A 25,251-nucleotide genomic window follows, 5' to 3' on the forward strand; every position below is an offset into this window, starting at 1 on the left:
TTCGTCAAAATGAGTGCTCCCGTGCTCCCGTGCTCCCGTGCTCCCGTGCTCCCGTGCTCCCGTGCTCCCGTGCTCCCGTGCTCCCGTGCTCCCGTGCTCCCGTGCTCCCGTGCTCCCGTGCTCCCGTGCTCCCGTGCTCCCGTATAATTTAAGCCGGCAAAGTTACTAACGCCCTGCTTCGTTTCCAATACAAAGCACCCTCTTTTGTACAAATCAATGCGCCCAGTGCTCTTTTTTGCTCCATCGTTGAACTGCACCGCGCGCTCCAGTACATAGGCATCTTCCGCCGGCCTATCGGTTGTTGGATTTGGGCGCGGCACTTGAAGCAGGTCGCAGAGATCTTGCAGGAACAAGCCGTAGTTGGCCCGCTCAGCGCCACCGGATACACGCCAGCGGTCTTCGAATTCAGAATACGTCACGGAAAAGAATGAATAAATAGATGACGTTGCAAGTAAAGAATTAAACTATGGGCAACGAAAAACCCGCCCTGGTGCGCTGATCTGACGAGAAGCGTGGCGGGTATTGTTGGTATAAATGTAAACGAGTACAACTACAAACAGGCTTTTCTTCTATCATTTTATCTTGCATAGTACAACAATAGTTGGTAAAATACAGTCGAGGGAGATGTAACTAAGGACAAGTATAGTCAATGGAGACTAGCTGCTGATCGCGCAACCGGGGCTCTATAGCTCGTCGAGAACGCTAGCCAAGATGTGCGACTTCTGAACCTATTGTTTAACCAAGGCCAACAGTAGGAAATCATTGATTGTTTGCGAGTCTAATCTTGTTTTAACTATGAGTTCATTCCCAGCCCCACAACTAGTACACGGGTCGCTGGTGCTCCCATTTTATAAAGTTACATTTCAGGAATCTCTCCTCGTGTTGCGAGGTAGTAACCCACGGGCCCTAAGCCCGGAGGAGGTAACGGAATCCTGTGAGCTACTCTTAGCCGCGGCAGTTCAGTACCGGTGCGCCTACTGGTTACTGGATGGCCGCGCGAATGCCGGGCATCAGCCCGTAGTGCTTCATGAGTGGATGCGCGAAGAATACTTTCCGCGAGTGCGAGCAGTGTTAGGGCAACAGCTTCATGTGTCCTTCTTAGTGAAGCCAGATGTGTGGCAGGGGCTACAGGAGCGGGGGTATGAAGAACCACAGGATTGGACTTCGTTTGCCTTGCATGCTAGCTGGTTTACGGAAGAGCCTCCGGCACTAGCCTGGCTGCAAAGACAGCAAATCGGTTGCGGGAGGTAAAGCCTTAAGTGCGTTTTAACCAGTGATAATGGGGCAAGTGACATGCCCGGCATGGTAGAGCAAGGGGTACCATAGATGATCTGCATTATCTGCTGACTGCCCGCTATCTGCTGAAGCGAACTTCAGTACTTTGATACTTTTGAAAAGTTATAGAAGCAGGCGCTCAAGCCTGGACTGGTGATGTCGGGCGAAAAGGCGTAGTCGTTTGCAGATGCCGCTTGAACAGGGCATACAAGCAGGGCACCTTGGCGCCGGAAGGCAGTTGCTGCATGTACTCCCGGTGCTGCTGCAGTGCATAATCAGCCCCCAGGAAGGTAACGAGCCCGGCCAACGAGTAGGGCTGTCGAGACAAGTCACCTAGATGGGGGGCTTGCACGGGGACTTCCACGCTCAGCAGTACCCATCCTTGTCCCGGCTCTACCATGTGATCGAGCAGGGCACGGTAAGCGTGCAACTGTTCCGGCAGGCCCAGCAGTGATAGCATGGCCCGATCATGCCAGAGCAAAATGGGGTCGAGCAAGCGCAACTCCTCAGCGTGAGTCACGTCATCGACCAACCATAGCACGCGCTCCACCTGTTCGGCACTGAGCTGTCGGCGGTGCTCTTCGAGGGCCACCGCACTTACATCGACTGCAATCAGGTTGGTATAGCCCTGTTCTAGTAGCGAATTCAAGAAGGTACAGGCGCCAGCACCTAAGTCAAGAATGGGTACTTCTAGGGGTAAGTTGGTTAGAGCCAGTAGAGATAAGGCCTCTTGATTAATGTGCTGCGTGGAGGAAGTGGATGGGAGCATGGGTACTCTACGCACAGAGCAGGTGTACGGATATAACAGCTACAGGCCAACGAACCATGGGGGGTAACGCGCGCAAAAAGGGGTAGCAACATGCCTGTGTCAAGTTTTGGGGTGCGCGTGATGAAAGTTAAAAGCCAATCTCACCTTGTTTGCTGCACATGCCCCTATAACACGCTTTTTACCCTGTATCAGCATCCTACAGTCTCACCGGTATAGCTATTCACCCCAGCTTGCACTGTCATCTGCCGGCAGCTGCCACGGGCTGCCTCGGTGGTATCTGCCCGGGGGTGGGTGGCTTGTCGTAGCCCGCGCGGTCTGTTATGAACTGGCATGAATAGCTAGTGACACAAATGAGGCTATATCCTACTGCGTGCCGCTTTACAGCTGGAAGTAGGGGGAATAGCCAGTACCTTTGATGCACTAGCACGGTAAGTCACCCAGCCGGCTTTGTCTGAAAAGACGAAGCCCCAAGGCTGGCCGGCCTCGGGGCTTCAGGAAGTGGGTGGATCAAGCACCCTTACTCCCGATGCAAAATGGGTAAACGTGCGAAAACGAAACGGACCGATGAAAGCGGTTGGTTTCGCGTCTCCCTGGAACTGTGTAAAGCAGCCCTGGGAGCGGTAATCCGTTCAGTGGTTTCCCACTGGTTGGATCGCCACTAGGAGGTAGCGGGTCGGGCCTTGGCTTGGCCCGCTATTTTTCTGTTGAAATTTCTTCGACAAATATACAGAGTATAGTCAGTTATGGTTTGAGTTTTCGTTGACTAAAATTGATTACTTGAGATCAACTTTAGTCAACTTGAGAATAGAAGGGCTGTTGTTGGCTTTTTTGTGAAAGCTGGTAGAGTGGAACAGTCATGATGCGGGAATAACCACGGCATTCAAAGCGGATATGATGGTACGATATATTACATCCCGTTCCCCCTTGGTTACACAGTAAAAGATGGTCTCGCCACCCTGTATTTCAGTCGCAGTAGTGTTGATATGCACTGTGTAGGCAACATCGCTATCAAGCGGTATCAACGGGTACCATGAGCGATTCTCAGCTGTAACCGAATGCTGGTGCCTCTTAATTGAAATGATGTGTGCTGTATTCAGTACAACATCTGAGTGCTCTTGTCGGATTTGAATGAATTGAGAAGAGTGCATGATATGGTAGATTGATTTACTAACAATAGTAGTATATTGAATGTAAATACTAACCATGATGGCAAAATACTCTTCTGTTCAGTTCGTTTTGGCAGTCCGTCTTCTGGATGCCGGCGCCGACCCGCTCATCTTCGAGTTCCAGCGTAACTTCTTCAATGACCACCCAGCCTACATCGCCATCAGCCGCCTGGGCTGGCAAGCGATGGGCCCGAGTCAAGCCATCAGCTACGTGGTGGACCGCTATCTGCTGGAGTATCCGGAAGAGGTGGAGCGCGTTGGTCGGGAAGTGGTGAGCGGCTACGTACACCGGGCGCTGGGACTGCCTTTGTAACTCACCGATTTCACTCATTCGTACGTTCTCTCACTTATCATCTATGGTATTCGAGCCGTCCCTTGTTCAACTTGCTCTTTATTCTTTACAACCTGCTTCCTCCTATGTCAACGATTACTGGCAACACATTGAGGGCAAGATGCCCGAAATCAAGGATATGCGTTTTTTCGGTGACGCTATTATCATTCCCTATGAGCATGACAGGACTGTTATTTCAGTCGCACTCTCCCTTGAGGGCTTTTATGTAAAAGCAGATAACAAGATGGCGCGCTTCGTAGCGCTTGGATGTGTGACTGACTTCGTCTTATTCGATAAGGAAGGAGAGAGACAACAGTTTCCCCCGTTACTCGACATTTCTATCCCCCCGTTCAATGATGCCCTGAACTTATGTGTGAGTGCTGCTCGTGGTCACCTGCTACCTCGTTTTCATGGCTCATTATGGCCTAAGTTTATTCTGCCATTCATCGGAATGGAAGCATTTCGACAATCATTGAAGAAGCGCGACTTGGATGCCCAGCTTTCCGAAAATATCATACCTGCCAAACTTGGCGATACAACAGGGCTCGCAGGTGAAACCATCAAACCATCAGACGACCTGATGTAAAGAAAAAGCCCCGACCATCCGGCCGGGGCTTTTTCATTTGTATGGGTACATAGAGACGAAGACGCTTATGCAATGGGAAGCTTGGTAGCTGCAGTTTCTTGGAGTTCAATAGTGGCAGTGAACTGATCCAGCACCTTGACGAGCCGTTGCACTTCTTGTTGTAGCGTTTTCACCAGCGAGCTGTCTGCGATAGATGCATATAAGTCTTGTTCCGTTTCCGGACCTGCCCAGCGCCACCAAGGCCACCATTCCGTCGGCCGGCCACTCGGCTCGCCAGCAAATTCACCAGCAAGCTGTTCGGACGTGCCTGCTGGCCAAGCAGCTTGGCTAGCATCACCTTTGTACCAATTCGAGAGATCGAAACGAATACCGTAGAACAGACGCCCTTGGTCGAACTCGACGCAGATAGAGAAGCGACCCCATGGCCAACACGCCGGCGCAGTGTCGGCCGTAACTCGTCTCAACAAGTAGGGCTTGCTATGACGCCCGTCCAGATGGCCATTCCATTCCCAGTGTTCTTCTCCTACCAGCCCGATCGCCGGGTCAGCCAAGCTGTTCACCAACTTCTCGCGTAGGGTTCGTTTCAACTGTTCTATGGAACGTGCAACTGTAATGGCAGCCCGCACGTGCTCACCGGAGGTGGCCAGTTTGTCAACGACTTCTTGTTCTAGCATAAGTTGTGTGGGCTTGGTACTGGGGAGGTTGAGCCACTGCTCTATTTGATAGCGGAAGTGGCGTAGGAAAGTGCGTAGCGCTTCCGGATAGACTGCTTGCTGCCACGCGTCGATCAGCGGTAAAATGAATGACTCGTAGGTGATGTTAGCGTAGTGTCCGCTGGTTTTGAGCGCTCTACGAAGTCGTGGCCGAAGACTTTCTTTATCGGGGTTTCGCTTCTTGCGGCTCAGATAGAGAAGTAAGTACCCTTCCTGATGACGGCCCCTAAGAATCTTGCGGTAACGCTTCAGTTGGCGGTACTGATCGATGGTTTGGTCGCGGGGCTTGTTCTCAATGCAAATAGAGAAGCTTCGATCAATAGTCGTCAGTAATAAGTCAATCTGGCCCAGCTCCCCGTGGCGCCGTTCTGCCTCTACCTTCCAGCGGGCATGCGGCAGTCGAGGTCCGACGACCGGCAGCTGGCGCAGGTGTTGCAGAAAGATATCCTGGAACAGTGGGCCCTGGCCATGTGTCTCGTCCGGATTGAGGAAGAAGGCCAGCATGTGCGTCGACGGAACTTCGCTCCAGGCCATGAACCGGAAGGGTGTGAAGTCGCGGGCAGTGTACTGGTTGACGAGGCGGTTCTCGTGCTCCACTCGTTGGGCGGTGGAGGATACTACCTGTAGGCAGGATAGGAGGGATTCCATGTAGTGAATAGATGAATTGCTGGGTAACAATGTGCACTTGTCAGGCTTACCTTAGTATAAGAAGCCTTTACCGAAACCTGAGGATTATAATTCATGGGTGGTCCAACAGATAGTCAGCTTTCTCCGTAGACTGAGTGACAAGTGATATAGGCAGCATCTTATCACAGCTTCAAGAATTATCAACATTAATACTTTCCTTTCTAAATGTAGTAGAGTTCACCACATAGGCTTCTGTTTGCACTAGGTGTTTCGGGGCCGAACCGCGTGAACGCAAAAAGACCGCCTGCCAGGGCGGTCTCTTGCGGCGGAGTAATCCACCATTTATCATCCTCGTCAGATGAAAAATTCTTTTTTGAAAGAACTCAGACTCTTGCTAAAAGAGCTGAAGTTCTATGCCCTGCTGGGCACATTCTTTGTCGTGCTTGCCATAGTGGCTCTAAGACCGGACTTGCTTATTACCATCTTGGTAGTTGGCAAAACCTTCCTTCCGAAACCATAACCGACGCAGAGCGTCAGGTTGCTTAAGCCTTTACTCGTTGTTCAAACGAGTAAAGGCTTTTGCGTTTGTAAGTACTGTAAGATATACTTACAAACCTTACAAATTGTTGTACCGTCATAACCCTTTCTTACTATTATTTTTTGTGCGTGTGTGTTGGTGACGCACACCGACGCATGAACAGTGAATGTTCCTCGTGTTTCTCCATCCACAGGAATGATCGTTTAACCTGAGGGCTCTAAAGTATATCTGACAACGTGAATTTGATGGGGTGCTATCCCTATGCTGATGCATGCCAGGTGTGTGCGGGCGGCAACACCCGTTCTATTCAGTGCAATTTCACGTCCAGGCAATGAACCAACAGATGGCATTCGGGATTATCATCGGCAACCCAACTGTAGATGGCCGATACCTTATCTATTGTCGAGCGCAGTAAGCTCATGAGTAGTGTTCGCACAAAGGACACTAATCCCGAAATGTTGGTGCGCCGTTACTTGCACGGGCAGGGCTTTCGCTATCGGCTGCAGGATAAGCAACTCCCCGGCAAGCCTGATATCGTGTTGACGAAGCATAAAACCGTGATCTTCATCCACGGCTGCTTCTGGCATAAGCACGGGCCGAGCTGCAGCAAGAAAGCCCGGGTGCCGCAGTCCAATACCGAGTTCTGGGAAGTAAAGCTGGCAAGCAATGTGCAACGTGACCGTTTCGTGCAGGACGCGCTGCAGGCAGCTGGCTGGAAGGTACTGGTCGTGTGGGAGTGCGAGTTGAAGCGGGCGCACCGTGGCGCCACGCTCACTCGACTAACCGCGGATATTTTGGGTAATGATGAGTTCTGGGAAGCTGCCTGATTAGAAGCGCTCGTCCCGTTCTACTTCACCGTCTATGTATGTAGTCAGCAGTTGGCCAGCCGTTGGCATTTCGCTGGAGAATTGCGACTGGCGATAAGCAGCTTGGCGGTCCGTAGCCAACACCATGAACTCTTCCGTCAATTCCGGTAAGGTTCCGTTACCCAATGGATGCGGGCCCGCTGAGGCATGTAGCCGCACTTGAAAAGGCTGCAGGCCTGCGGGGATATCATTGGTATACCACACATAGTCCAGTCGACAGTGGCTACACCGCACGAGTATGTGCCACGCGCCTTTGTGATGCTTCGGCCAATGAGCCAGTAGGCGCCTCTGAGTATGAGGCGATAAGTGTTGGCTTACTGGGCAGTTTAAGGTTAAGAACACTTTAGGGTATTCAACTGAGCCGTCAGTCAAGGTGTTAAGTAGTGACACAGATTTTGTTGAGTGATGATGCCATCAGGTGCGCGACGGTATGGGTATATGTTTTACTATTAACCAGCCATTCTCCGTAGCCATTCTGACTCAGTCAACCCTACGCGAGTAATCTCACTGCCAAAACGTCCAGCAATACGCTGAGCATGCGCAAATTTTAAATCTGCAAGCCAAACGCATTGAATTGTACTACCTGAATCAGTTGTGCCAGTGAAAACCCACTCTTTATTATCTATGTTCCCCTCAATTGCCACCTGCTCTGCCTTAATAAGTTTATGATCAGGAGTAAAACTAATTAGCTCCATGTTGTATGGCTTATAATCTACTTTTAATTCTAGAAGGTTTGCGCCGTCCCTAATGATAAAATCAAACTTAGGTTGTTTAGGCTTCGCAGGATCAGGTTTAGGTGGTAGTTCCAGTTTTAGAAAAGGAAATCTTGTGGCACACTCTAATCGAACACAATCACAAACTGGTTGTATGCATACATAATACTCTGACACTGCACCCTTACGGATAGCTATAACGGTGCCAAGATTAAGGTAAGGTGGTGGAGTTGTGTAATGAGAACGAATAGTAGTCAGCATTGAAAACTCTCGATCTTTGCTAGCTCCTGACATATCAGCCAGCATGAGATTAGTAAAATCGCTATGCTCGTCCTTTTTAGGTGATTTGAGTTTGTTAATGAAAGTGGTCCATTCGGAATTAGTTGCGCTCAAATCAGTCGGTTCATGCACGCCATTTTCAACTGCATCGGCAACGAAGTCTAATTGATTTTCAACAGTCATATTTCTAAACTTTGAATTAACTGTGATATTGTTCGGTAAAATGCGCTCAGGTAAACTGCGGAGCCATAATTTAATACGATCAGGTGAGACTGAGTCGGTAATACCATTGCCTTCTAGAACATCCTGCATCTCTGATGCAAGTAATGCAATTGGATGCGATTGAGTTTCCTCCGACGGATTTGTAAGGGCTCTGTGCGTTAGATAAGGCGCATCAAGGCCAGAGTTGAATTTTTGTAGAATTTTGTGAGTGTTTTGTCTTAATGCGCTAAGTGCTTCAATTGCAACATTAGACAACAGACCTTCTGTCAATAGAGTAAACTCGTCAATTATCTTATCCGTTAAAGCATTGACATCGTAAGTGCGACCATCTTTGCTGGCAGTTCCGCCAGATTTCCTGAAAACGCAAATGCGAGTAGATTCATGATTTAATGAAAAATCATCTAGACGTTTAAAGCTGTCCTCTGGTTTAATATCTTTATTTAAATGATTATAGATATCACTTGCGATTCCTGCTAAGTCAATAGTTTGGCTGTAAATCACAATAAGGCGCAATCGCCCTCTGGATTGAAAACTATTGCCTCTTTTCCCATCGTCACTTTTGAGGATATTATCTATTATTTCAAGTGCTGTGGATCCGGCTCGTTCACCTCGCTCCATTTTCCAATCAAGAATAACGATATCAGCTCGTTTGGCTGATTTTACCACTCGTTTAATTATTTCTTCTCTATCTGTACCACTAGCAGCAGGACTGAGGAAGCCGCATACAATACCGTGTTGCGCAAAAGCTTCATTCAACGCTTTTATGGGTAACACCTCCGCATCTTTCAACTGCGGCATAGGTGATATAGGCTCTGTAGGTGCGGGTGGCGTCGACAGATCTTCCGTCTGTTTAATTGATGCCGTATTGTCTATAGGTTCTACTAGTTCACTTTTAGCTGTTACCTGCTTACGACCTCCGCGACCAGGCTGAGATAAGCCAGCAGTTGGAGCCGTATCATCAGTAGCTTTTTTGGTTTCAGGATTTGTCTGAGCTTTATCGTCGACAACTACTACGCTCTGCAGGAATTCTGCAGCAATTCCCTGAGAGTAGATATGGAATTTCTTGTAAGCGTTCTGGGGTGACATTAAGTAATTTATTTAATAGGTGAAAGTCGAAATGTAACGCTCATGTCCGGACGGGCAGTCTCATCTACCAGTATGGTATAGCCAGCTTTTTCTAGTGCCTCTCGTGAGACAGCAAGTCCGAGCCCTCGTCCTCCAGGTTTATAGGAAACCCCATGTTGAAAGATTGATTCGAAACGGCTTTTTATTAATTTATGCCCATTGTTGGAAATTAAAAAATCTTCTTCATCTGCGTCGAACTCAATTATATGGTCTTTAGGACTGTCTTTAGTCCAATAAATAGCATTATCAACAATGTTAACAAATACTGGGAGAAATGAGGATAGATATCCTGTAATCTTGATTTTATTAAACTTAGGGGTTACTATAAGATTTATTTTGTGACGTTCAAATCTATTTTTAAATAAATTAATAATATACTCAGAAATATCGGGGCCCGATATAGGAGCAGAGCGCCGGTAGAGGCGGCGTTGCAGAGGAGTGAATAGAGAAAGATAACCATCCAGATGTTCGAAGTTGACTCTTAAATCTCGATAGAGTCCAGAGAGGTCATCATTTAAATCTGCCCAAGCTTTCAGAAGACGCAAACCTTCGCGAATACCCCGAACGGTTGATTCGAATTCGTGGCTGATAATTTCCACAGCCATACCCAATTGACTGAGCCTTATTTGTTCGTCATCCTGCTCCTCTAGGGTCAGCACCCGCTGCTCTAAAGCATCCAGTTGGTCGACTTGCTGCACGGACTCATCAGACAAGTTGATATTCTCGAGCTGCATGCGCACAGCTTGTAATATTGCCTGTTTACGGTCTTTGACCTCAATAATTCGGCTTTCCAATCTGTTCCTAATGTCAAAAACAGCTGAATCCTCCAGACTGGTAAGGTCAATACTATTAAACTCTATTAGCACGTTGCGTACTTCTTCGCTAATCTGCGCGACGCTTTCTCGGACTTTTTCTCGGACTTTATCTTCAACTGTTTCCAGAGCGATAATGGTATCCTTGCTCTCGGCTCGGCCTACGCTCTCAGCCTGCGCCGTTAACTCACGTAGAGAATGCTCGACTCGTACGCGCCGGTCCAATTCAATCCTCGCCCGGTGGGCTGCCTGATTGACTTCCCCATCTACTAATTCACGAAAAACGGAGAAGGTCTGTTGTTGTAGCCGCTGATTGTTGTGGAGATAATCGTTGTAGTCGCGCTCCAAGGCTGCTGTAATAGCGAAGCCGCGCGGTTTAGACACTCGATACTTCTCCTCCAAGGCACGCAATTGTTGACGAGCATTTTCCTCTATACTTAGAAACTCATGAGCCGCTCGACGGCCGTCGACAATCTTGGAAGCCGCTGCTAATTCTCGCTGAAATTTTTCGGTGAGTTCGAATGCCTCACGTTCGGGGTCGTTATTGCGATAAGCTTGCTCAAATGCAGCTAGCTGTGCTGCAAATACTTTGCGTTTTTGCTTACTCTGCTCCTCTCTCTTCTTGTTTGCATTTGCAACCTGCTGCAACTCGTTTTTGCGCTCGAGGAACTCACCGCTGTGAACACCAGAGTCATTAAAAAAATCTGCTGCTAGTTTTTGAAAGAAATGTTTGAGAATATCCCGAAATTCGCGATAAGCCTTGTTTTCTCTAAAGCCTTCTCTACCTGCTTTTTCGCTTAATTCTTTGTTCTTTAATTGATCAATTTCAACTGCACCAAACATACGCCGATGAGAGAAAAAATTTCGCCCAGCATTTAATGTTCTTCGTTTTTCTATTTCTAACCAGTCGTAGTCTGTATCGCCATAGGGTAGAATACGAATGCCATTCTTATATATATATAATCCGCCAAAACGCTCTGCCTTCTGAAAAAGTAAATTGAAGTCTTCGACTGTTAAAGTTGTTTGACTTACCTTACCCTGTAAGTAAGCAATACTTATTCTGAAAGGGCCGCAAGATGTTTTCTTGCCTTTTGCTCCACTCCATTCAATAGTATATGAGGTAGCCTGTGACCTGTATATTGATATAAGACCACTAAATTGGCCATATTCATCAAATTCTCCGTCAAAATGGTGGTCAGTACTTAAGAATTCTTCAGTTGTAAAGAATTCTCCTTCGCCTATTATATCTCGTTCTGGTTTACCCTCCTTATGGTCCCTGAATGCAGTTATAATATCTGGTTTTAAATGACTGGGCGTCATTGTATTAGTAAAGCCTAATAAAGCCTTTTCTAATTGGGAAGCTTCTTCATTCGTGCTTTTTTCAATGTCTGCGTCCAGTAGAGTACTTGCTGGTGCAATAATAAAGTGTGTGCCGAGGCCTTGTTCAGTAAGGCTCATATGAGGCACATAGCTGTCTATTTCTTCTATACTAAATTTGATTGCTTCAAAATCTGAATAGAAACGATTGCGATCTTCTGGAGTAATGTATTTTAGTTTGTTGAGATTAAGAGCGAATTCGTCTAACATCTCTTTAACTTCCTGTTCATCTGGTAATACACCATTTGCATATGTACGAACAGGAATTTGAATTTCATCTAAGTCGATACCTGGCTGCTCGAAGATGCGCCAGTGAATATATGCTACGACTGTATCCTGCAATACTTCGTCGCGTTTGGCACGAGAAACAATAAATACTTGATCGCCTATAGCTGCAATAGCCAAACGGCCAATGCCTTTTTCTCCCAATACTGGGCGGGGAGGCTTGTTTAAAGCCTTTGGTGGCAGTGCCATACCAGAATTGCCTCCAACCTTACTCTCTGTGCCTAGTGTTAGCCAGCGGGTTTCAAAGTCATCCTTTGTCATGCCCAAGCCGTCGTCCCGGAGCACAAAGAGGCGGTCGGAGCGGTAGAAATCTACCTCTACTCGGTCGGCATAAGCATCGTAAGCGTTTTTGAACAGCTCGCTAATAGCAGTGGGAATACCAGAAATCTGCTGTCGACCGAGCATGTCGACAGCACGCGCTCTTGTTTTGAATCTAGCCATTAAATGGGTGCCTACGTCAATTGCTAAGCTAACTGATACTTGCGTAGTGCTTCGCTGATATGCACGGCATGGGCCTCAATAAATACAGGTGGCAGAGCGTTGCCTATCATTAGGGCAACAGCCTGTTTACCGCGATCGAGACAAAAGTGATAATCTTTAGGGAAGGACTGAAACAGGGCCGCTTCGCGAAGAGTAATTGCTCGATGTTCCTCTGGATGTAGAAAGCGTCCCTTCGATGGATTATTACAACCACTAGTCATCGTTGGGGAAACATCATCCCACTTCATGCGGCCATATACATCTCGAAAGCCGGTCTGTTCGCGGTGGCAAGGGGGTTGCTGCTCTAATGGTAAATCGCCACGACTGCCGCCATTGGGTTTTGTATCGCGAATTCGTTGCATCATTGCTTCACTTCTTCTATCTGGTAAGTCGTGTAAGCTGTCACCGGACTGACCAGCTGGCCGCAATAGGCCGAGAACATCGCGTACAGTCTGTTTTTCCTTTAACGGTTTGGCAAATTCGACAGGACCACCCAAAGTCGTCATTAGAATAAGTCGTCGGCGTCGCTGAGGAACACCATAAGCAGCTACATTCAGCACCTTTACTACATCCTTCGGATCACTGTGGTAGCCAAGTTTATCCAGCGTTTTCAAGAAGCGCTGTAAACGCGAGTTATCGTAAAGGGCTGGCACATTCTCCAGCATGATAGCTTTCGGTCGTAGCACCTTCACTAATCGCTCAAATTGGAAGAGCAGTTCATTTTTAGCCCTACGCTCCTTGCCTGTATCTATTGACCCATTTAGTGTAGTTAAACGTGAGAAGCCCTGGCAAGGCGGGCACCCAGCTAATAAGTCTAATTGACCTTCTCTTAAACCTGTTTCCTTGAATATATGACTTGCTTTTAAGTCTTTGATGTCCTGTTCCCACACATATACACCAGGGTGGTTAATGCGGTATGTTTTTACAGCAATAGGCTCATTGTCTACAGCACCTACTACTTCATATCCAGCGTTCTTAAGACCTTCCGTGAGTCCTCCGCAGCCGCAGAACAGATCAATAGCCTTCATATTGTTCCTAAAATTGTAAAAGGGTTCTCAGCAGTACTGATTAGTAGAGAAAATTTGTAGCTACACCGTGCTCTATGCTGAAAAATCACGAAGGTAGCACTTGATGCAAGTAAGCCAATGTCAATTTGTAATTTCAGGCTACGGGCTATTAAAGTCGAATCTTTGGCCGGTCAAAAAACTCTTCTACCCGCCATACACTCTGGATCTGCTGGCGCTGTACCGGCAAGAACCCCGCAGCTGGATTTTGAGCATATAAGGTGAGCAGGTTGCGCGTGAACAGCTCGTTCTCGCGCACAGCCTTTATGGTAACGGTGTCATCGTAGGCTATCACGCATACTTGGTTGTACACCTGCTCCCACTTACCTTCCGGCACCTGCCAGGCTATTACTTTCTCCCCAGTTCGTAGAAGTGGCTCCATGCTGTCCCCTTCTACTTCGAACACTAGCGCACCAATATAGCGCGCTGCATCCTCCTCACTATTTACATATAGTCGCAAGGTCTCGAAGTTATCGGGATGCTGTACACCCATGCCCAACTCAATGAATGAGGCTCGGGCCCGGAATGACACGAAGGGCAGATCAACGGCGACCATGTCGGCCAAGAAGCCGACTGCTTGCACATTGTTATGACCAATGCTGTCTTTATAGCTACTCTGCTTGTTCTGCGTTGGGTATAAGATTTCCTGTACTGTGATTTGCAGAGCATTCGCGATATCAGTTAAAGTGGACATGCGTGCACCGTTGCGCCCACTCTCAATATTAGATATTGCTGTTTTAGTCTTGCTTATTCTTGCCCCAAGTTCTTCTTGAGTTAAGCCAGACTGTTCTCTTAGCTGTTTGATTCTAATGCCAATATGGTTTGGTTTAGAAATACTTTCCTTTTCTGAAGAAAATGCTTGCATGGCTAAGAAAATCTTTTACCGGGTCTTGCAAGTACAGATAAACTGTACTACATTTATAATGTCAAGTTAAAGACGGGCAAAAGTAAGTAATTCTAGACACCATGCAAGACAGAGCACAGAAACTCTCGGACCTACTTCCGCGTGGCTCCCAAAGCCAAATCGCCGAAAAACTCAATATGAGCCGGCAGGCCGTCGGCGACGCCCTCAAGCGCTGCAAACCCGGTAATCCGGTCGTGATCGAAGCCATGCGCATTGCCCGCGAGTGCGGGGCACTGGACACGGCGAAGGACCTGGCTACCCTTAACGCGGCCGCCTAATGAGCACGGCCCCCATCCCTTTCGCCTTCAATGGCGTGATCATCCGCCGCGACGAATCCAGCCGGGTGAGTATGACCGACTTATGGAAGGCTGCCAAGAGTCCGCGCAAGAAGAAGCCGGCCGAGTGGCTGGCGCGCGAATCCACCCAGGAACTGCTGGAAGTAGCCCGGAATCTAATTACCCCACAAATGGGGCAATTAGAATTGATCGCCTCCCAGGCCGGCCGCTACGGTGGCACCTACGCGCAGCAGACGCTGGCCCTCTCCTACGCCAAGTGGCTTTCCCCGGAACTGCATCTGGCCGTCAACCAGGTCTTCTTTGAGCGGCAGGCCGAGCAGAAGGACCCCGACAAGATTCTGGACCGGGCCGAAGCCGCCTACCGCCGGCGCGGCTTCACGGAGGCGCAGATCCGGGCCCGCTTCCTGGGCAAGGCGACCCGCAACCGATTGGTCACGGTACTGGCCCGCCACGGCGTGCACAAGCACGGCTACCGGCTCTGCACCAACGCTACATACAAGCCCCTATGGGGTGGGGAGGCCGCCGACATCCGGGTCCGCAAGAACCTGCCGGAGAAGGCCAACCCCCGTGAGCACATGAGCGAGAAGGAACTCGTGGGCCTGCACCTGGCTGAACTGCTAGCCGCCGAGGGGATTGAGAAAGGCAATGTGCGCGGCAACACGGCCTGCGCGGAAGAGTGCCGGCGGGCGGCTCGTTCGGTGGCCAAGATGATCGTCGAGCACGAACAGGGCCCGGACAAGCCCTGAAAAAACAAGGCGGGCACCCCCTAACAGATACCCGCCTTGCCAAGATGAATAACTCCTTATTCACCCTGCTAACGCACTACAGATGAAAACGATTCACCAACAGATCACGCAGTCTACTCAGGATGTAGAAGGGGCTTTCGAGGCCAACTACTTCCCGCGCCAAATCGCCGCCTACCAGCAGTCGCTACGCACACTTATGGCCCTGTGGGACCAGCTGCTGCTGGCGCAGGCCGAAGGCATCACGGAAATCACCGTGCGCAGCCGCAGCATCTCCATCACGATGGGCATCTCCACCGACGTGGGCGCTACGGTTGCCCAGGACCTCTACGAAAGCCTGGGCAACGACGCGCACCGGACGGCCCGGCTCATTGCCGAATCCCACGCCACGCTGGCCAAAGACGGAGAGAGTGCCGAGCGCCTGCACTTGCTGGGCCTGCTACTCACCCCGGTGGGCTCCACCGGGCACGCGCTGCCGGACTCGGGTACTGCTGGCCCTTTCCTGACCGATACGCCTGCCTCAAAAGCCAAGCGCCGGCCGGCCGCCTAGGGGCATTGGTTCGAGCCCGATACACCCTACACCGGCCGGCTGCCTAGCTCGAATCCGCTCGTCACCTCTATCCCATCTACCTAATCGACTTCGTGCATCTCATGAAAACTCCTCTGTTCACCGCTCCCCAGGTGCTGCAGCACCAACAGGCTAACGGCTTCCACAGCCACATACTGACCCCTTCCACGACGCTGCTGGCACGTTATCGCCAGGAATACGCCGTGAAGCGTGCTCTCTACGACACGTTATTCAACACGCTCAACGAGAGCGTGGCCCGCCTTACGGTGCAGACCAATACGGCGGAGGTTTCCTTACTCGTTCCCCACGAACTGCTGGAAGCCGCCTTGCAGCCGCTGATTGACAAGCTGGAAAAGGAACTCAGCCAGCAGGAGAAGTGGGTGCTGGAGCAGGCCGCCCATGTGGAGCGCGGCATCAACGAGTGCGGGTTGGACGGCAGCCCCGAGCAGTGGGCGGCAGTCGAGCTGCTGACCGGTCTCACATCCCAGGCTGCCTAACAGCCGGGCCCCATGAATTACCTCAGTCTGATCAATCAGTTCTGGGCCAAGGATCTGGAGCATTCCTTCACCCCCAATGACATCGCCGTGTACTTCAGACTACTGGAGCGCAGCAACGCATTAGGGTGGAAGAATCCCTTCAACTTCTCAGTAGACGAACTACTGCTGAAGCTGCGACTCAAGACCAAGGACCCATTCACTACGGCCCGCAACCGCTTGAAGCAAGCCGGCCTGATTGACTTTCGGAACGGGGACGGCCGGGGGCGCACGACGACCTACTATCTGCTGGATGCGGAAGAGCAGCAACAGGAAGAAGAAACTGAAAGGGGTAAGAAAAACACCCCCCTTATGCCACCCCTTTCCCCTACCCTTTCGCCACCCCTTTACCCCCCTGGAACCCCGCTACTACATAAAACTAAACTAAACGAAACAAAAGGAAAGACAGCTAACGCTGTCACGGCGAGTGAGCGTGATCCAAGTTTGGATTTGGAAGAAGGTGAGGATCATCCACCCGGAGACTCCTGTCGGGATCGAATCGGGGAAGAGCAGACAACCAGCCCGGAGCAGGACCCCTCCTGGGACCGAACCGGGGAAGAGCAGGCTGCCAGCCCGGAACCCGTTTCCTCCCCACCGCCCCGAAAGCCGACCACACCCGGCAAACGGGCCAGCAAGGGCCGCGCCGCCCGGTCGGTGCCGATCACGGCCCCACCGCCACTCCACTCCCGCTGGCCGGAACTCGTGGCTGAGCTCGACGACGACGGCCGGGCCACCTGGGAGCGGTTCGTGGCCTGGGAACAGGACAACCCGCTGCCCAAGGTCTTCTCGATGGCCGAACCCCTGCTACCGGCCCAGCTGGTCAAGCTGACCCGCCAGCACGGCAGCGGTGAAATCACCGGCGTGCTGCTGGACATGCAAAATCGCCGGACCCTGCTCACCGACTACGAATCAGCCAACCTCACCGTGCAAAGCTGGCTGCGAAACCGCAGGAAGCGTGAAACAGCCGCAAGCTGACTCTGCCCCGCCCAAAGGCCTCTGCGTCGCACAGCGGGCAGAAAAGCGGCTTCTACGGCCCTTCCTATTCGTTCACCCTCATCCCCAACCGCCCGTGAACTACGAAACCGTCCGCGGTGCCCTCACCAACCGGGGGCTCGTGCAACCCAAATCCCAGATCGAGCTGACCCCCACCGACGAGGAGTTTTACCTGAGCCTGTTCGGCTTCGATAATTCCATTTTCGAGCACCTGGAAGTCAACCGCGACCCGCAAACCGGCAAGACCACCGTCTCAGGCTTTGCCGGCAGCTACTTCGCCGAGTTCCTGTACTTCGACATCGACCGGGACGGAGACCTACCCGGCAGTCTGGAAGCCACCCGGGACCTGCTACGGCGGCTCTACAACCGCTTCCAACTCTCGCCCAAGCAGCTCTTCCTGTGCTTTTCGGGCAGTAAGGGCTTTCACGTCGGCTTGCACCAGAGTTTGTTCGGCGGGTTCGCTCCCTCTCCCCAACTGCCCCTGCAACTCAATGTGCTGGCGGCCCGCTTGCTGGCCGAGTGCCACGAGCTGACGCTCGCGGAGCTGCAGACCAAGTCCTACGAAGCCAAGCAGGCCGGCGGCCAGTTCGCCGACGTGGATTTGGGCATCTACAACAACAACCGCCTGTTTCGGGTGATCAACTCCCGCAACCGCAAAAGCGGCCGCTACAAGGTGGGCCTGACCAGCCAGGAGCTGCTGACGCTCCCCCTGGAGCAGATCCTGACCCTGGCGGATGCTCCCCGGCCCGACTACAAGCCCGAAGCCAAGCTCACGGCCCAGACCCCCATCCCCGACCTCTCGGCCCTGTGGGAGTATGCCCGCACGCTGGACGTGGCTGCCTTCACCAAGGCGACCGTGGGCAGCAAGTCGGCCGGCCGCGGCAGCGGGCCCATCGACCGGGACTTTTTCGCGCCCCCTACCCCAGGTAATCGCAACAACGACCTGTTCCGCCAGGCCTGCCACCTGTTCGACCACTCGGAGCTCTACGAAAGCCACGTGCTGCAGCTGGTGCAGAGCGTCAACCTCTCCGGCTCCGATCCCCTACCCGAGGATGAGGTGCGGCAGATCGTCAAGTCGGCCTTCACTCGCACGACCCGCACCAAGGGCCAGGCCGCCGCGACGGTGCTCACGCCCGAAGCCGCCAGCGGCGACAAGGTGGAAATCTGGTCGGACTGGACGGAGGAGTGGCTGGACTACTACACGCAGACGCCCAGCCCCATGACCTGCCTGCTGCCGGAAATCGACGAGGACCAGGAAATGAGCTTGAAAGGCAAGCTGGCCGTGCTCATCGGCTCCGGGGGAACACGCAAGAGCTACTTCCTGCAGAACATCATTGCCCAGAACGTGCTGGGCTACGGCAACCGGTTCCTGTACTCTTCGATGGAGATGGGCAAGCCCGAAACCGTCAACCGCTTCCTGGACATGTACTTCGACGCCGAGGACGGGGTATCCGCCAGTAAGGTCCTGCAGAAGAACGCCCGCGAGAACAAGGAGCAAACCCGGGAGCTGCTGCGCATGGGCTCGCAGACGGTGGCCGATCAACTCATCCTGACCAGCAACGGGGGCAAGACCGTGCAGGACTACGAACGGGACATTCAGCGCACGATCGAGCTCTACGGCTCGCTGGACGGGCTGGCCATCGACGGGCTGAGTGCCATGGGCGGAAAAGGAGAAGAGACAGAGCGCTACAGCCGGGCCACCCTGGAATTGAAGGAGCTGGCCAAGCGCTACAACCTCTTCATCCTGCTGATCTGCCACACCACCAAGGCCTGCGCCGCCCACACCCGGGACGCAAGACCCTTCGTGCGGGGCTCGGAGAAGATCCTCGACAACTCCGACTTCTCGATCTGCTTTGCCAACATCATCGATGTGCCCCGCAGTACGCCGGAGAACATCCAGTACTGCTCCCACCTGGCTCACGTCAAGTACTACAACAAGCGGGGCTCGGGCAAGATGCTCAACCAGCTACTGGAGTTCGACGGCCTGCGCAAATCCTTCGCCCCCTCGCCGGCTCCCCTGCTCAACTACCCCGACCACGACGCCTTTATCCGGGAATACAACAAGAAAGCCCGCCAGGCCGCCAAGGACGACGACCCCTTCTAGGGTGACCAAGTAGTCCATGAGCGTGGACCACTTCCCACCCGCACTCTCTACCGAGCCACTGCTTCCAACATCCATCAAATCTCAATCAACCCCATGCGCCACCGCATCCTCGAACCCCTGACGGCCACTGACAACCTGGTCCTGCTCTTCAACGCCTACCTGCGCGGACTCTCCACCTTCGACATGGTCACGGTTCCCCGCGAGTCCATGCGGGCCTGCAACGCCCTGTTTACCCAACAGGAAGCAGGCAAGCTCCCCAAGTACCCCATCTCCGACCAGGCCCGCCGCTACTACGAGATGACGGTGCTCAGCAACTCCCTGCACAGCCTCCACCGCAGCATAGCCGGGGCCCTACGGCTGCTGACCACCTTCCTCACCACTTATGAGCTCGACCTGACTCGTTACGCCGCCGAGAGCCGCATGCGCAGCATCGACGAGTGGGGCAGCGAGGACGAATCCGACTGGGAGCCCGACGGCTTCGACGAGGAAGGACAAGTCTGGAAGGTCACCTACAAGGACGATCCGGAGAGCCTGGCCCCCTACACCCTGCACCACGACCTGGCGCAATTCTTTGCTGGCTACGACGAGCGGGGAGAGTTCATCGGCACGAGCCGCGCGCAGGACTACGCCGTCTACTCCCACGCCGTGGCCACGCAGACCGAGCTCTCACTGCGTAATTTCTTTACCCAGGTGCTGGGCAAGGAGCTTTCTATCAGCCGCGTGGAACCCGACGGTACCACTTCCCCGGTATCCCTGGCCGACCAGATCGAGGACGAGCTCAACGAGGACATCGTCAACGCCAACCTGGTAGCTGAGTTCAACGCCGTGCTCACCAAGTGTGAGGAGTTGGCGCAGATCTACCACACCATGCCCCTGGACTCGCTCCCCCTCTACCTGCAGCTGCACGGCTGGCTCAACACGATCGTGCACGAAATCCCCCGCTTCGAAGCCCCGCGAGGCTTTGCCGGCCTCACAGAGTAATTCCCAACCAGCAGAAACCATCCCAACTCATGAGCAAGATCAATCACCTCGAAACCGTCTACGGCCACCTCTCCATCCGCGCCAACTACTTCGTCAACCGCCTACTCCGGTTGGACCAGTATGAGTTCACCCCGGAGATATTCGACCATTACACCAAAAGCGTCGGGCAGGCCACCATCATGCAGGCGGAAATCGACGACCACTGCGACAGCCTGGAGCACATCGCCCAGGCATGCAAGCACGGCCTGGAAGGCACCGAGCCGGAGCACTACCGGGAGTTCGGCTATGAGTTCACTGAAGAGATGGAAGCGCCCGAGCTACCCTACGACCCCTATGCCGACATTCTGGGATACCTGGCCGGCGGCGCCAACATCTCCTGCATGACCCTAAGCCCGGCCCTGCTGCGCTTCATCGAACTACTACCGGAAGTAGCTGCCGACCGGGCCGAGCGCGACGTGGAAGCCAAGGATGGGATACTGCTCTACCTCAACGACGACGGCAGCAGCCGGCCCATGACCCGTAGTGAGCTGCTCCGAAAGGGTAACCGTACCGTGATGGAAGCGGCCGAACAAAGCCTGTTTGCTACCACTTACGCCGAGGATATGCTACGAGTGCAGGAGCTGGCCCGCACGCGGGGGAGCTTGCAGGAGATGTTGAAGCTACTTGACCGGTAAGCAGGCTGGTGTACGTGCATCAAGCCGCTTCCTGGAGCACACCGGGGGCAGCTTGCTCCCAGGCAATTACCGGAGTCGCTGCTTGTGGTTCCAAAGTGGGTTCTATCGTGAGTAAAGGGAATTCGATTGCCATTGGCTGAAGCAACAGCAGGGCAACCATCGCCAGCAGAGGCTGCTGGGACGGTAGGAGGGGATTGGTGGCCATACAGTGTGAGTTAATCAGAGCGAGCCCCCAAAGGTATTCGCTACATCTGCCTACTATCCAGGCGCAGTACCCTAGAATTGTGACTAGAAAAATTCGGTTTTCAAACTGAACAATAACAAGGCAATAATTTGATATGCTTCACGCAGTTGATTGCTAGTCTGTTGATTGGCTGTTTAGCCATGCAACCGCTTGCTCGCGCGAATTCGCCACGAAATAGCAAATCTTAAAGCGGTGTAACTGCGAGAGGAAATCAGCAAAGCCAACATGCGCACTCAAATCCTGGGGCGGAATGAGGGCATAGGATACCGTACCCAGCATTTGCGCCCTGGGCAGCCAGTCATACAGTAGCCAGGTATGGTAGGATAGCGGGAAGCCCCGCAGAGGTGGTTGCTTGATCAACACTTTCTTCCAACCACTGTAAAGCAAGCATTCCAGCAAGGAATTCATGGCTTCTTGGCCGGCCAACAGATCCCACAGTACCCGCTTCCAGCGCACTCGCACATACCTGCCTCGCGACTCTTGCGTGATGACGGCCAAGGTGTTTTCGAAATAGATGGCAGGAGATGGCACAGAAACTACGGGAGAAAGAGAAACGCCTACGCTTCGCAAAGTACAGCTAAACATCCACCACAAGAAGTATTCCTTTCAACCACATGAAACCAACCAGACCACACGAGCAGGCCGATCACACCCCCTGGCAGGAAGAAGTAAACGCTCGGATCACCATCTACCGCGACGGCCGCGTGCGCCTGACCAAAGCCGCGGCCGCGCACTTCAACATTGGGCCCGTAGCCGAACTCCGCCCCGGCTCGGCCACGGAGCCCTGGTGGCTGGACCTGCGACCGGATGCTCCCCAGCCCGTGAGTGAGAACCGCGCCACCTGGCAGTTCCGCAGCGGCTACCGGCTGGAGCGGGTGTTCCCTCACAACTCCCCCAAGCAGAAGATCGTCTTGGTACCCGATACAACCTCCTCTCCTGTACCAGGCCTGTTTCCTCTACGGCCCCTATCATAACTACTCCCAACGACGCTACTCCCATGGTTTACTCCCTTCTCAGCATCCTGCAGGCCGGCATCACTCTCTGGGCGATCATTCACGCAGGGAGGACAATCAAACGGATGTTCACCGAGCCCGTTTACTACACACATCCGCTTACTAAGACCTCCCGTCTCATCCCCAGCAAATCGGATAAGCCGGCGCGGCAAGCCTTCGCCGGGTGGCTGGTCCAACAGGATCAGCAGGCGGCTGCGTAACCTGCTTCGCACGACAATCTCACCTTCAAAAACGGCCCGTAGCGGTTGTACGGAAGTAATCCGGCCTTATCTGGTATCCGCCCCCTACCCGAAGGATCTTTGGGTATGGCACTTTTCCCCACTCGCAGTATCACCCAGGCGCACCGCCTCGTTCCTTCGCTGGGCGGCATGCAGGCCGACGCCCACGTTTCCGACTACGTGCTGGAGCAGCGCACCCAGAAGCGCTACCGCTACCTGCTCCGCGAAACGCTACAAGGTCCCCAGGAACTGGACCGCCTGCTGGAAGAAAGCTTTCCCGAGCACTTCGCCCTGGCCCACACCCGCCGCGACCCCTGCCAGGTCTACTGGCAAGCCGACAGCCGGGTAGAGCACGACATCCCCGAACTCATCACCCGCCTGTGCCGGGCAGACCTGGAGCGAGTAGCCGTCTTACTGGACGCGGGAGAGCTGGCGGCTGGCATCCGCCTGATCTGGCACGAGCTGCGCCCCCTGCTGCACAGAACCGCCCCGCTCACCGAACGCCTACCGGATGATACCCGCCTCTACCAGGCAGCGGGATTAGGTAGACTCGGCCGGGAGCTGTGCAAGCCCACCGAAGAGACTACGTCGGAGTTGGACGCTACGCCGGAGTTGATTCATCCGTTCGATGTGCCCGCTACCTCACCTGCCCCTACGCCGGCCCCGACGCCCACTCCCACGACGGTGCGCAAGCGGACCCGCACATCTCCCACGCCGGCAGTAGAGCGCCATTCACCAGTAGTAGAAACCCCACAACCCACCAGCCCGCCGGCCAAGCCCATGCTTCGTCCCCGCAAGATCCACGTGGTTCCCGTGCAGCAGCACGTTCGTCGGGCCCAGGAGCGCAAACGCCTGAAGCGCAAGCGCCGCCGGTAATCCCCATTCGCTTGACTCACTCCTCATGTCCCGTACTACCTATACTCCCGAGCTGACGGCCGCCGTCTGTGAGCACCTGGCCGAGGGCCGGAGCCTGCGCTGGATCAGCGAGCAGGAAGGCATGCCCAATAAGGCCACGATTCTGCGCTGGGTGGCGGCTCACCCCGAATTCCGCGACCAGTACGTGCGCGCCCGGGAAGTGGGCGACGAGCTGCTGGCGGAGGAAATCCTGGAGATTGCCGACGACGGCACCAACGATTACATGACCATCACCAAGGGGGATAAAGAATACAACGTCGAGAACAAGGAAGTCACCACCCGCTCTAAAATTCGTATTGAAGCCCGTAAATGGCTGCTGAGCAAACGCCAGCCGAAGAAGTACGGCGATAAGCTGGATCTGACCAGTGGGGGCGAGAAGCTGCCGGCTGCCCCCCGCACCTTCCAGATTCTGCCCGCCAGCCAGCGGCCGCCCGAGGGAGCATTACCGGCCGAAGCTGAATGAGCACGGCAGTTGCGCAGGCACCCGAAGCAGCACCCCGCTACGTCAATGACGCTTACATCCCTTTACTGGAGAACCCCAGCCGCTACCTGGTGTTGCGGGGTGGCGGGGGAAGCGGCAAGTCGGTATGGGCTGCCCAGAAGCTGGCCATGCGCCTGACAAGCGAACACAACCACCGCCTGCTGGTCGTGCGCAAGGTAAAGGATACCCTGCGTCAGTCCGTGTACGAGCAGCTGCTGGACGTATTGCGGGCCTGGGACATGCTTGACGACGTGACGACCACCACTTCCCCGCTCAGTATCAAGTGCCGGACCACCAACTCGGAAATCCTGTTTGCCGGTATTGACGACCCGGAAAAGCTCAAGTCCATCACCCGCATCACCTCCATCTGGATTGAGGAAGCCACCGAGTTGGAACTGACAGACTTCACCCAGCTCGACATCCGCCTGCGGGGCAAAGCCCAGTACTACAAACAGTTCATCATCACCTTCAACCCCATCGACGAAGGACATTGGCTTAAGAAGCGCTTCTTCGATACCCCCGACCCGCGGGCAACGGTGTTGTTGACCACGTTCCAGGATAACTACTTCCTGCCCGAAGAAGACCGGCAGACGCTGCTGCAGCTGGCCGCCATCAGTAAGAACTACTACCGGGTGTACGTGCAGAACGAGTGGGGCAAGGTCGAGACCGGCAACGAGTTCTATGACCAGTTCCAGCGCAGTCGCCACGTGCGGTGCGTTCCTTACTTACCGGGGGTAGCCATTCTGCAGGTCTGGGATGCCAATGCCCACCCATACTCGGCCATGCTCTGCGCCCAGCTGCAGCAGCTTCCGGAGGGGCGCTTTCGGGTGCGCATCTTCCGCGAGTACACCCTGCCCGCCCCCAACTCCGGGGTGCGGCCCACGGCCCGGGCGTTTCTGCGGGACTGGCAGCAGCACTGGCAAAGCTCGGATGTGCTCTACACGGGAGATGCGAGCATGAACAACCGCAAGCCCGGAGAGGGCAATCAAACGCTCAAGAAGGACATTGAGAGTGAGTTGCTCCCGTGTTTGACCGGTGGCTCGGACCGGTGGCTGCGCCAGAACCCGAACGTGCTGCGCCGGCGGGATTGGCTCAATGCCATCTTCAGCGGCTACTACCCCGACATCGAGTTGTGGATCGACGAGTCCTGCACCGAGACGATTGCCGACCTGGAGCTTACCCAGCTGGGGATTGACGGGAAGCTCAAAGAAAAGAAAGTCGATAAGGAGAAAGGCATCACCTACGAAGTACGCGGCCACTGCAGCGACGACGTGGATTACCTGTTCTGCGCTCTCTTCCCCGATAAGCTCCAGCAATTCCTACGCCGGGGCCTACCCCCTACCTCTTAACCACACA

At 53.6% G+C, this 25,251-nt stretch carries 25 protein-coding genes; 17 read left to right on the forward strand and 8 right to left on the reverse strand.

Going from position 1 to position 25,251, the window contains the following annotated elements; translation table 11 throughout:
• Both EI290_RS22960 and EI290_RS21390 read right to left on the reverse strand, forming a co-directional pair.
• Nucleotides 1-419 (reverse strand): type IIL restriction-modification enzyme MmeI (locus EI290_RS22960; RefSeq protein WP_317127486.1); only part of this gene is annotated, 419 nt, incomplete at its 3' end.
• 995 nt (nt 420-1,414) lie between these two features.
• The gene (locus EI290_RS21390) at nt 1,415-2,044 is read right to left on the reverse strand and encodes a class I SAM-dependent methyltransferase (RefSeq protein WP_125433687.1); all 630 of its coding nucleotides are present in this window, start codon (nt 2,042-2,044) and stop codon (nt 1,415-1,417) included.
• Nucleotides 2,045-3,280: 1,236 nt separating this feature from the next.
• Here EI290_RS21390 and EI290_RS21395 point away from each other — a divergent pair.
• Both EI290_RS21395 and EI290_RS21400 read left to right on the forward strand, forming a co-directional pair.
• Nucleotides 3,281-3,523, forward strand: a complete 243-nt coding sequence (locus EI290_RS21395; protein ID WP_125433688.1) for a hypothetical protein — start codon at nt 3,281-3,283, stop codon at nt 3,521-3,523.
• A 43-nt stretch (nt 3,524-3,566) separates the two neighbouring features.
• On the forward strand, nt 3,567-4,127 hold the full coding sequence (locus EI290_RS21400; RefSeq protein ID WP_125433689.1) for a hypothetical protein: 561 nt from the start codon (nt 3,567-3,569) through the stop codon (nt 4,125-4,127).
• Between the two features lie 65 nt (nt 4,128-4,192).
• Here the strand turns inward: EI290_RS21400 and EI290_RS21405 are convergent, their stop codons facing one another.
• Nucleotides 4,193-5,437, reverse strand: a complete 1,245-nt coding sequence (locus tag EI290_RS21405) for a PDDEXK-like family protein (RefSeq protein WP_185817111.1) — start codon at nt 5,435-5,437, stop codon at nt 4,193-4,195.
• Between the two features lie 388 nt (nt 5,438-5,825).
• Here EI290_RS21405 and EI290_RS22555 point away from each other — a divergent pair, with 388 nt between their 5' ends.
• A complete protein-coding gene (locus EI290_RS22555) occupies nt 5,826-5,987 on the forward strand; it encodes a hypothetical protein (RefSeq protein ID WP_185817112.1) in 162 nt (53 codons plus the stop codon).
• A 398-nt stretch (nt 5,988-6,385) separates the two neighbouring features.
• Entirely contained in the window at nt 6,386-6,832 is a 447-nt protein-coding gene (locus tag EI290_RS21410) for a very short patch repair endonuclease (RefSeq protein WP_125433691.1), read from the forward strand.
• Between the two features lie 488 nt (nt 6,833-7,320).
• Here EI290_RS21410 and EI290_RS21415 read toward each other — a convergent pair whose 3' ends face one another.
• The 4 genes from EI290_RS21415 to EI290_RS21430 all read right to left on the reverse strand — a co-directional run bounded on the left by EI290_RS21415 (nt 7,321) and on the right by EI290_RS21430 (nt 14,093).
• Nucleotides 7,321-9,171 (reverse strand): response regulator receiver domain, encoded by a 1,851-nt coding sequence (locus tag EI290_RS21415; RefSeq protein ID WP_125433692.1) that lies wholly within the window; start codon nt 9,169-9,171, stop codon nt 7,321-7,323.
• An 8-nt stretch (nt 9,172-9,179) separates the two neighbouring features.
• Nucleotides 9,180-12,125 carry an ATP-binding protein gene (locus tag EI290_RS21420; protein ID WP_125433693.1) on the reverse strand — a complete coding sequence of 982 codons (2,946 nt, stop codon included), beginning with the start codon at nt 12,123-12,125 and terminating at the stop codon, nt 9,180-9,182.
• A gap of 23 nt (nt 12,126-12,148) precedes the next feature.
• Nucleotides 12,149-13,192 carry a DNA cytosine methyltransferase gene (locus EI290_RS21425; protein ID WP_125433694.1) on the reverse strand — a complete coding sequence of 348 codons (1,044 nt, stop codon included), beginning with the start codon at nt 13,190-13,192 and terminating at the stop codon, nt 12,149-12,151.
• Between the two features lie 148 nt (nt 13,193-13,340).
• Entirely contained in the window at nt 13,341-14,093 is a 753-nt protein-coding gene (locus EI290_RS21430; RefSeq protein ID WP_125433695.1) for an XRE family transcriptional regulator, read from the reverse strand.
• A gap of 101 nt (nt 14,094-14,194) precedes the next feature.
• Between EI290_RS21430 and EI290_RS21435 the strand changes: the two genes are divergently transcribed.
• The 8 genes from EI290_RS21435 (at nt 14,195) to EI290_RS21465 (ending at nt 21,024) form a co-directional block, all read left to right on the forward strand.
• The gene (locus tag EI290_RS21435) at nt 14,195-14,410 is read left to right on the forward strand and encodes a helix-turn-helix domain-containing protein (protein WP_044000278.1); all 216 of its coding nucleotides are present in this window, start codon (nt 14,195-14,197) and stop codon (nt 14,408-14,410) included.
• Nucleotides 14,410-15,174, forward strand: a complete 765-nt coding sequence (locus tag EI290_RS21440; RefSeq protein WP_125433696.1) for a KilA-N domain-containing protein — start codon at nt 14,410-14,412, stop codon at nt 15,172-15,174. The genes EI290_RS21435 and EI290_RS21440 overlap by 1 nt, the downstream gene beginning before the upstream one ends.
• Nucleotides 15,175-15,256: 82 nt before the next feature.
• Nucleotides 15,257-15,721 (forward strand): hypothetical protein, encoded by a 465-nt coding sequence (locus EI290_RS21445; RefSeq protein WP_125433697.1) that lies wholly within the window; start codon nt 15,257-15,259, stop codon nt 15,719-15,721.
• A gap of 101 nt (nt 15,722-15,822) precedes the next feature.
• Nucleotides 15,823-16,236: a hypothetical protein gene (locus EI290_RS21450; RefSeq protein ID WP_125433698.1), complete on the forward strand. Its 414-nt coding sequence runs from the start codon at nt 15,823-15,825 to the stop codon at nt 16,234-16,236.
• A gap of 12 nt (nt 16,237-16,248) precedes the next feature.
• Nucleotides 16,249-17,247: a hypothetical protein gene (locus tag EI290_RS22560; protein WP_185817113.1), complete on the forward strand. Its 999-nt coding sequence runs from the start codon at nt 16,249-16,251 to the stop codon at nt 17,245-17,247.
• A 94-nt stretch (nt 17,248-17,341) separates the two neighbouring features.
• Nucleotides 17,342-19,369, forward strand: coding sequence for a primase C-terminal domain-containing protein (locus EI290_RS21455; protein WP_185817114.1), 2,028 nt, complete (start codon nt 17,342-17,344; stop codon nt 19,367-19,369).
• Between the two features lie 93 nt (nt 19,370-19,462).
• On the forward strand, nt 19,463-20,350 hold the full coding sequence (locus EI290_RS21460; RefSeq protein WP_125433700.1) for a hypothetical protein: 888 nt from the start codon (nt 19,463-19,465) through the stop codon (nt 20,348-20,350).
• 29 nt (nt 20,351-20,379) lie between these two features.
• Entirely contained in the window at nt 20,380-21,024 is a 645-nt protein-coding gene (locus tag EI290_RS21465) for a hypothetical protein (RefSeq protein WP_125433701.1), read from the forward strand.
• A gap of 358 nt (nt 21,025-21,382) precedes the next feature.
• Here the strand turns inward: EI290_RS21465 and EI290_RS21470 are convergent, their stop codons facing one another.
• Nucleotides 21,383-21,799 carry a hypothetical protein gene (locus tag EI290_RS21470; protein WP_125433702.1) on the reverse strand — a complete coding sequence of 139 codons (417 nt, stop codon included), beginning with the start codon at nt 21,797-21,799 and terminating at the stop codon, nt 21,383-21,385.
• Nucleotides 21,800-21,882: 83 nt separating this feature from the next.
• Between EI290_RS21470 and EI290_RS21475 the strand changes: the two genes are divergently transcribed.
• The 5 genes from EI290_RS21475 (at nt 21,883) to EI290_RS21495 (ending at nt 25,244) form a co-directional block, all read left to right on the forward strand.
• Nucleotides 21,883-22,242, forward strand: a complete 360-nt coding sequence (locus tag EI290_RS21475; protein WP_125433703.1) for a hypothetical protein — start codon at nt 21,883-21,885, stop codon at nt 22,240-22,242.
• A gap of 23 nt (nt 22,243-22,265) precedes the next feature.
• Nucleotides 22,266-22,481: a hypothetical protein gene (locus EI290_RS22630; RefSeq protein ID WP_125433704.1), complete on the forward strand. Its 216-nt coding sequence runs from the start codon at nt 22,266-22,268 to the stop codon at nt 22,479-22,481.
• 105 nt (nt 22,482-22,586) lie between these two features.
• Nucleotides 22,587-23,375 carry a hypothetical protein gene (locus tag EI290_RS21485; protein ID WP_125433705.1) on the forward strand — a complete coding sequence of 263 codons (789 nt, stop codon included), beginning with the start codon at nt 22,587-22,589 and terminating at the stop codon, nt 23,373-23,375.
• 25 nt (nt 23,376-23,400) lie between these two features.
• The gene (locus EI290_RS21490) at nt 23,401-23,877 is read left to right on the forward strand and encodes a terminase small subunit-like protein (protein WP_125433706.1); all 477 of its coding nucleotides are present in this window, start codon (nt 23,401-23,403) and stop codon (nt 23,875-23,877) included.
• Nucleotides 23,874-25,244, forward strand: a complete 1,371-nt coding sequence (locus EI290_RS21495; RefSeq protein WP_125433707.1) for a PBSX family phage terminase large subunit — start codon at nt 23,874-23,876, stop codon at nt 25,242-25,244. The genes EI290_RS21490 and EI290_RS21495 overlap by 4 nt, the downstream gene beginning before the upstream one ends.
• Nucleotides 25,245-25,251 lie beyond the last annotated feature (7 nt).

It is taken from the genome of Hymenobacter metallilatus, assembly GCF_003944705.1.
GTDB lineage: Bacteria > Bacteroidota > Bacteroidia > Cytophagales > Hymenobacteraceae > Hymenobacter > Hymenobacter metallilatus.

Excerpts from the sequence above, each read along its gene's own strand:
- EI290_RS21475 (WP_125433703.1), top strand. The coding sequence starts at position 21,883 with ATGAAACCAACCAGACCACACGAGCAGGCCGATCACACCCCCTGGCAG.
- EI290_RS21465 (WP_125433701.1), top strand. The coding sequence starts at position 20,380 with ATGAGCAAGATCAATCACCTCGAAACCGTCTACGGCCACCTCTCCATC.
- EI290_RS21450 (WP_125433698.1), top strand. The coding sequence starts at position 15,823 with ATGAAAACTCCTCTGTTCACCGCTCCCCAGGTGCTGCAGCACCAACAG.
- EI290_RS21445 (WP_125433697.1), top strand. The coding sequence starts at position 15,257 with ATGAAAACGATTCACCAACAGATCACGCAGTCTACTCAGGATGTAGAA.
- EI290_RS22630 (WP_125433704.1), top strand. The coding sequence starts at position 22,266 with ATGGTTTACTCCCTTCTCAGCATCCTGCAGGCCGGCATCACTCTCTGG.
- EI290_RS21490 (WP_125433706.1), top strand. The coding sequence starts at position 23,401 with ATGTCCCGTACTACCTATACTCCCGAGCTGACGGCCGCCGTCTGTGAG.
- EI290_RS21415 (WP_125433692.1), bottom strand. The coding sequence starts at position 9,171 with ATGTCACCCCAGAACGCTTACAAGAAATTCCATATCTACTCTCAGGGA.
- EI290_RS21430 (WP_125433695.1), bottom strand. The coding sequence starts at position 14,093 with ATGCAAGCATTTTCTTCAGAAAAGGAAAGTATTTCTAAACCAAACCAT.
- EI290_RS21420 (WP_125433693.1), bottom strand. The coding sequence starts at position 12,125 with ATGGCTAGATTCAAAACAAGAGCGCGTGCTGTCGACATGCTCGGTCGA.
- EI290_RS21495 (WP_125433707.1), top strand. The coding sequence starts at position 23,874 with ATGAGCACGGCAGTTGCGCAGGCACCCGAAGCAGCACCCCGCTACGTC.
- EI290_RS21410 (WP_125433691.1), top strand. The coding sequence starts at position 6,386 with ATGGCCGATACCTTATCTATTGTCGAGCGCAGTAAGCTCATGAGTAGT.
- EI290_RS21485 (WP_125433705.1), top strand. The coding sequence starts at position 22,587 with ATGGCACTTTTCCCCACTCGCAGTATCACCCAGGCGCACCGCCTCGTT.
- EI290_RS21390 (WP_125433687.1), bottom strand. The coding sequence starts at position 2,044 with ATGCTCCCATCCACTTCCTCCACGCAGCACATTAATCAAGAGGCCTTA.
- EI290_RS21425 (WP_125433694.1), bottom strand. The coding sequence starts at position 13,192 with ATGAAGGCTATTGATCTGTTCTGCGGCTGCGGAGGACTCACGGAAGGT.
- EI290_RS21400 (WP_125433689.1), top strand. The coding sequence starts at position 3,567 with ATGGTATTCGAGCCGTCCCTTGTTCAACTTGCTCTTTATTCTTTACAA.
- EI290_RS22555 (WP_185817112.1), top strand. The coding sequence starts at position 5,826 with ATGAAAAATTCTTTTTTGAAAGAACTCAGACTCTTGCTAAAAGAGCTG.
- EI290_RS21460 (WP_125433700.1), top strand. The coding sequence starts at position 19,463 with ATGCGCCACCGCATCCTCGAACCCCTGACGGCCACTGACAACCTGGTC.
- EI290_RS22560 (WP_185817113.1), top strand. The coding sequence starts at position 16,249 with ATGAATTACCTCAGTCTGATCAATCAGTTCTGGGCCAAGGATCTGGAG.
- EI290_RS21435 (WP_044000278.1), top strand. The coding sequence starts at position 14,195 with ATGCAAGACAGAGCACAGAAACTCTCGGACCTACTTCCGCGTGGCTCC.
- EI290_RS21440 (WP_125433696.1), top strand. The coding sequence starts at position 14,410 with ATGAGCACGGCCCCCATCCCTTTCGCCTTCAATGGCGTGATCATCCGC.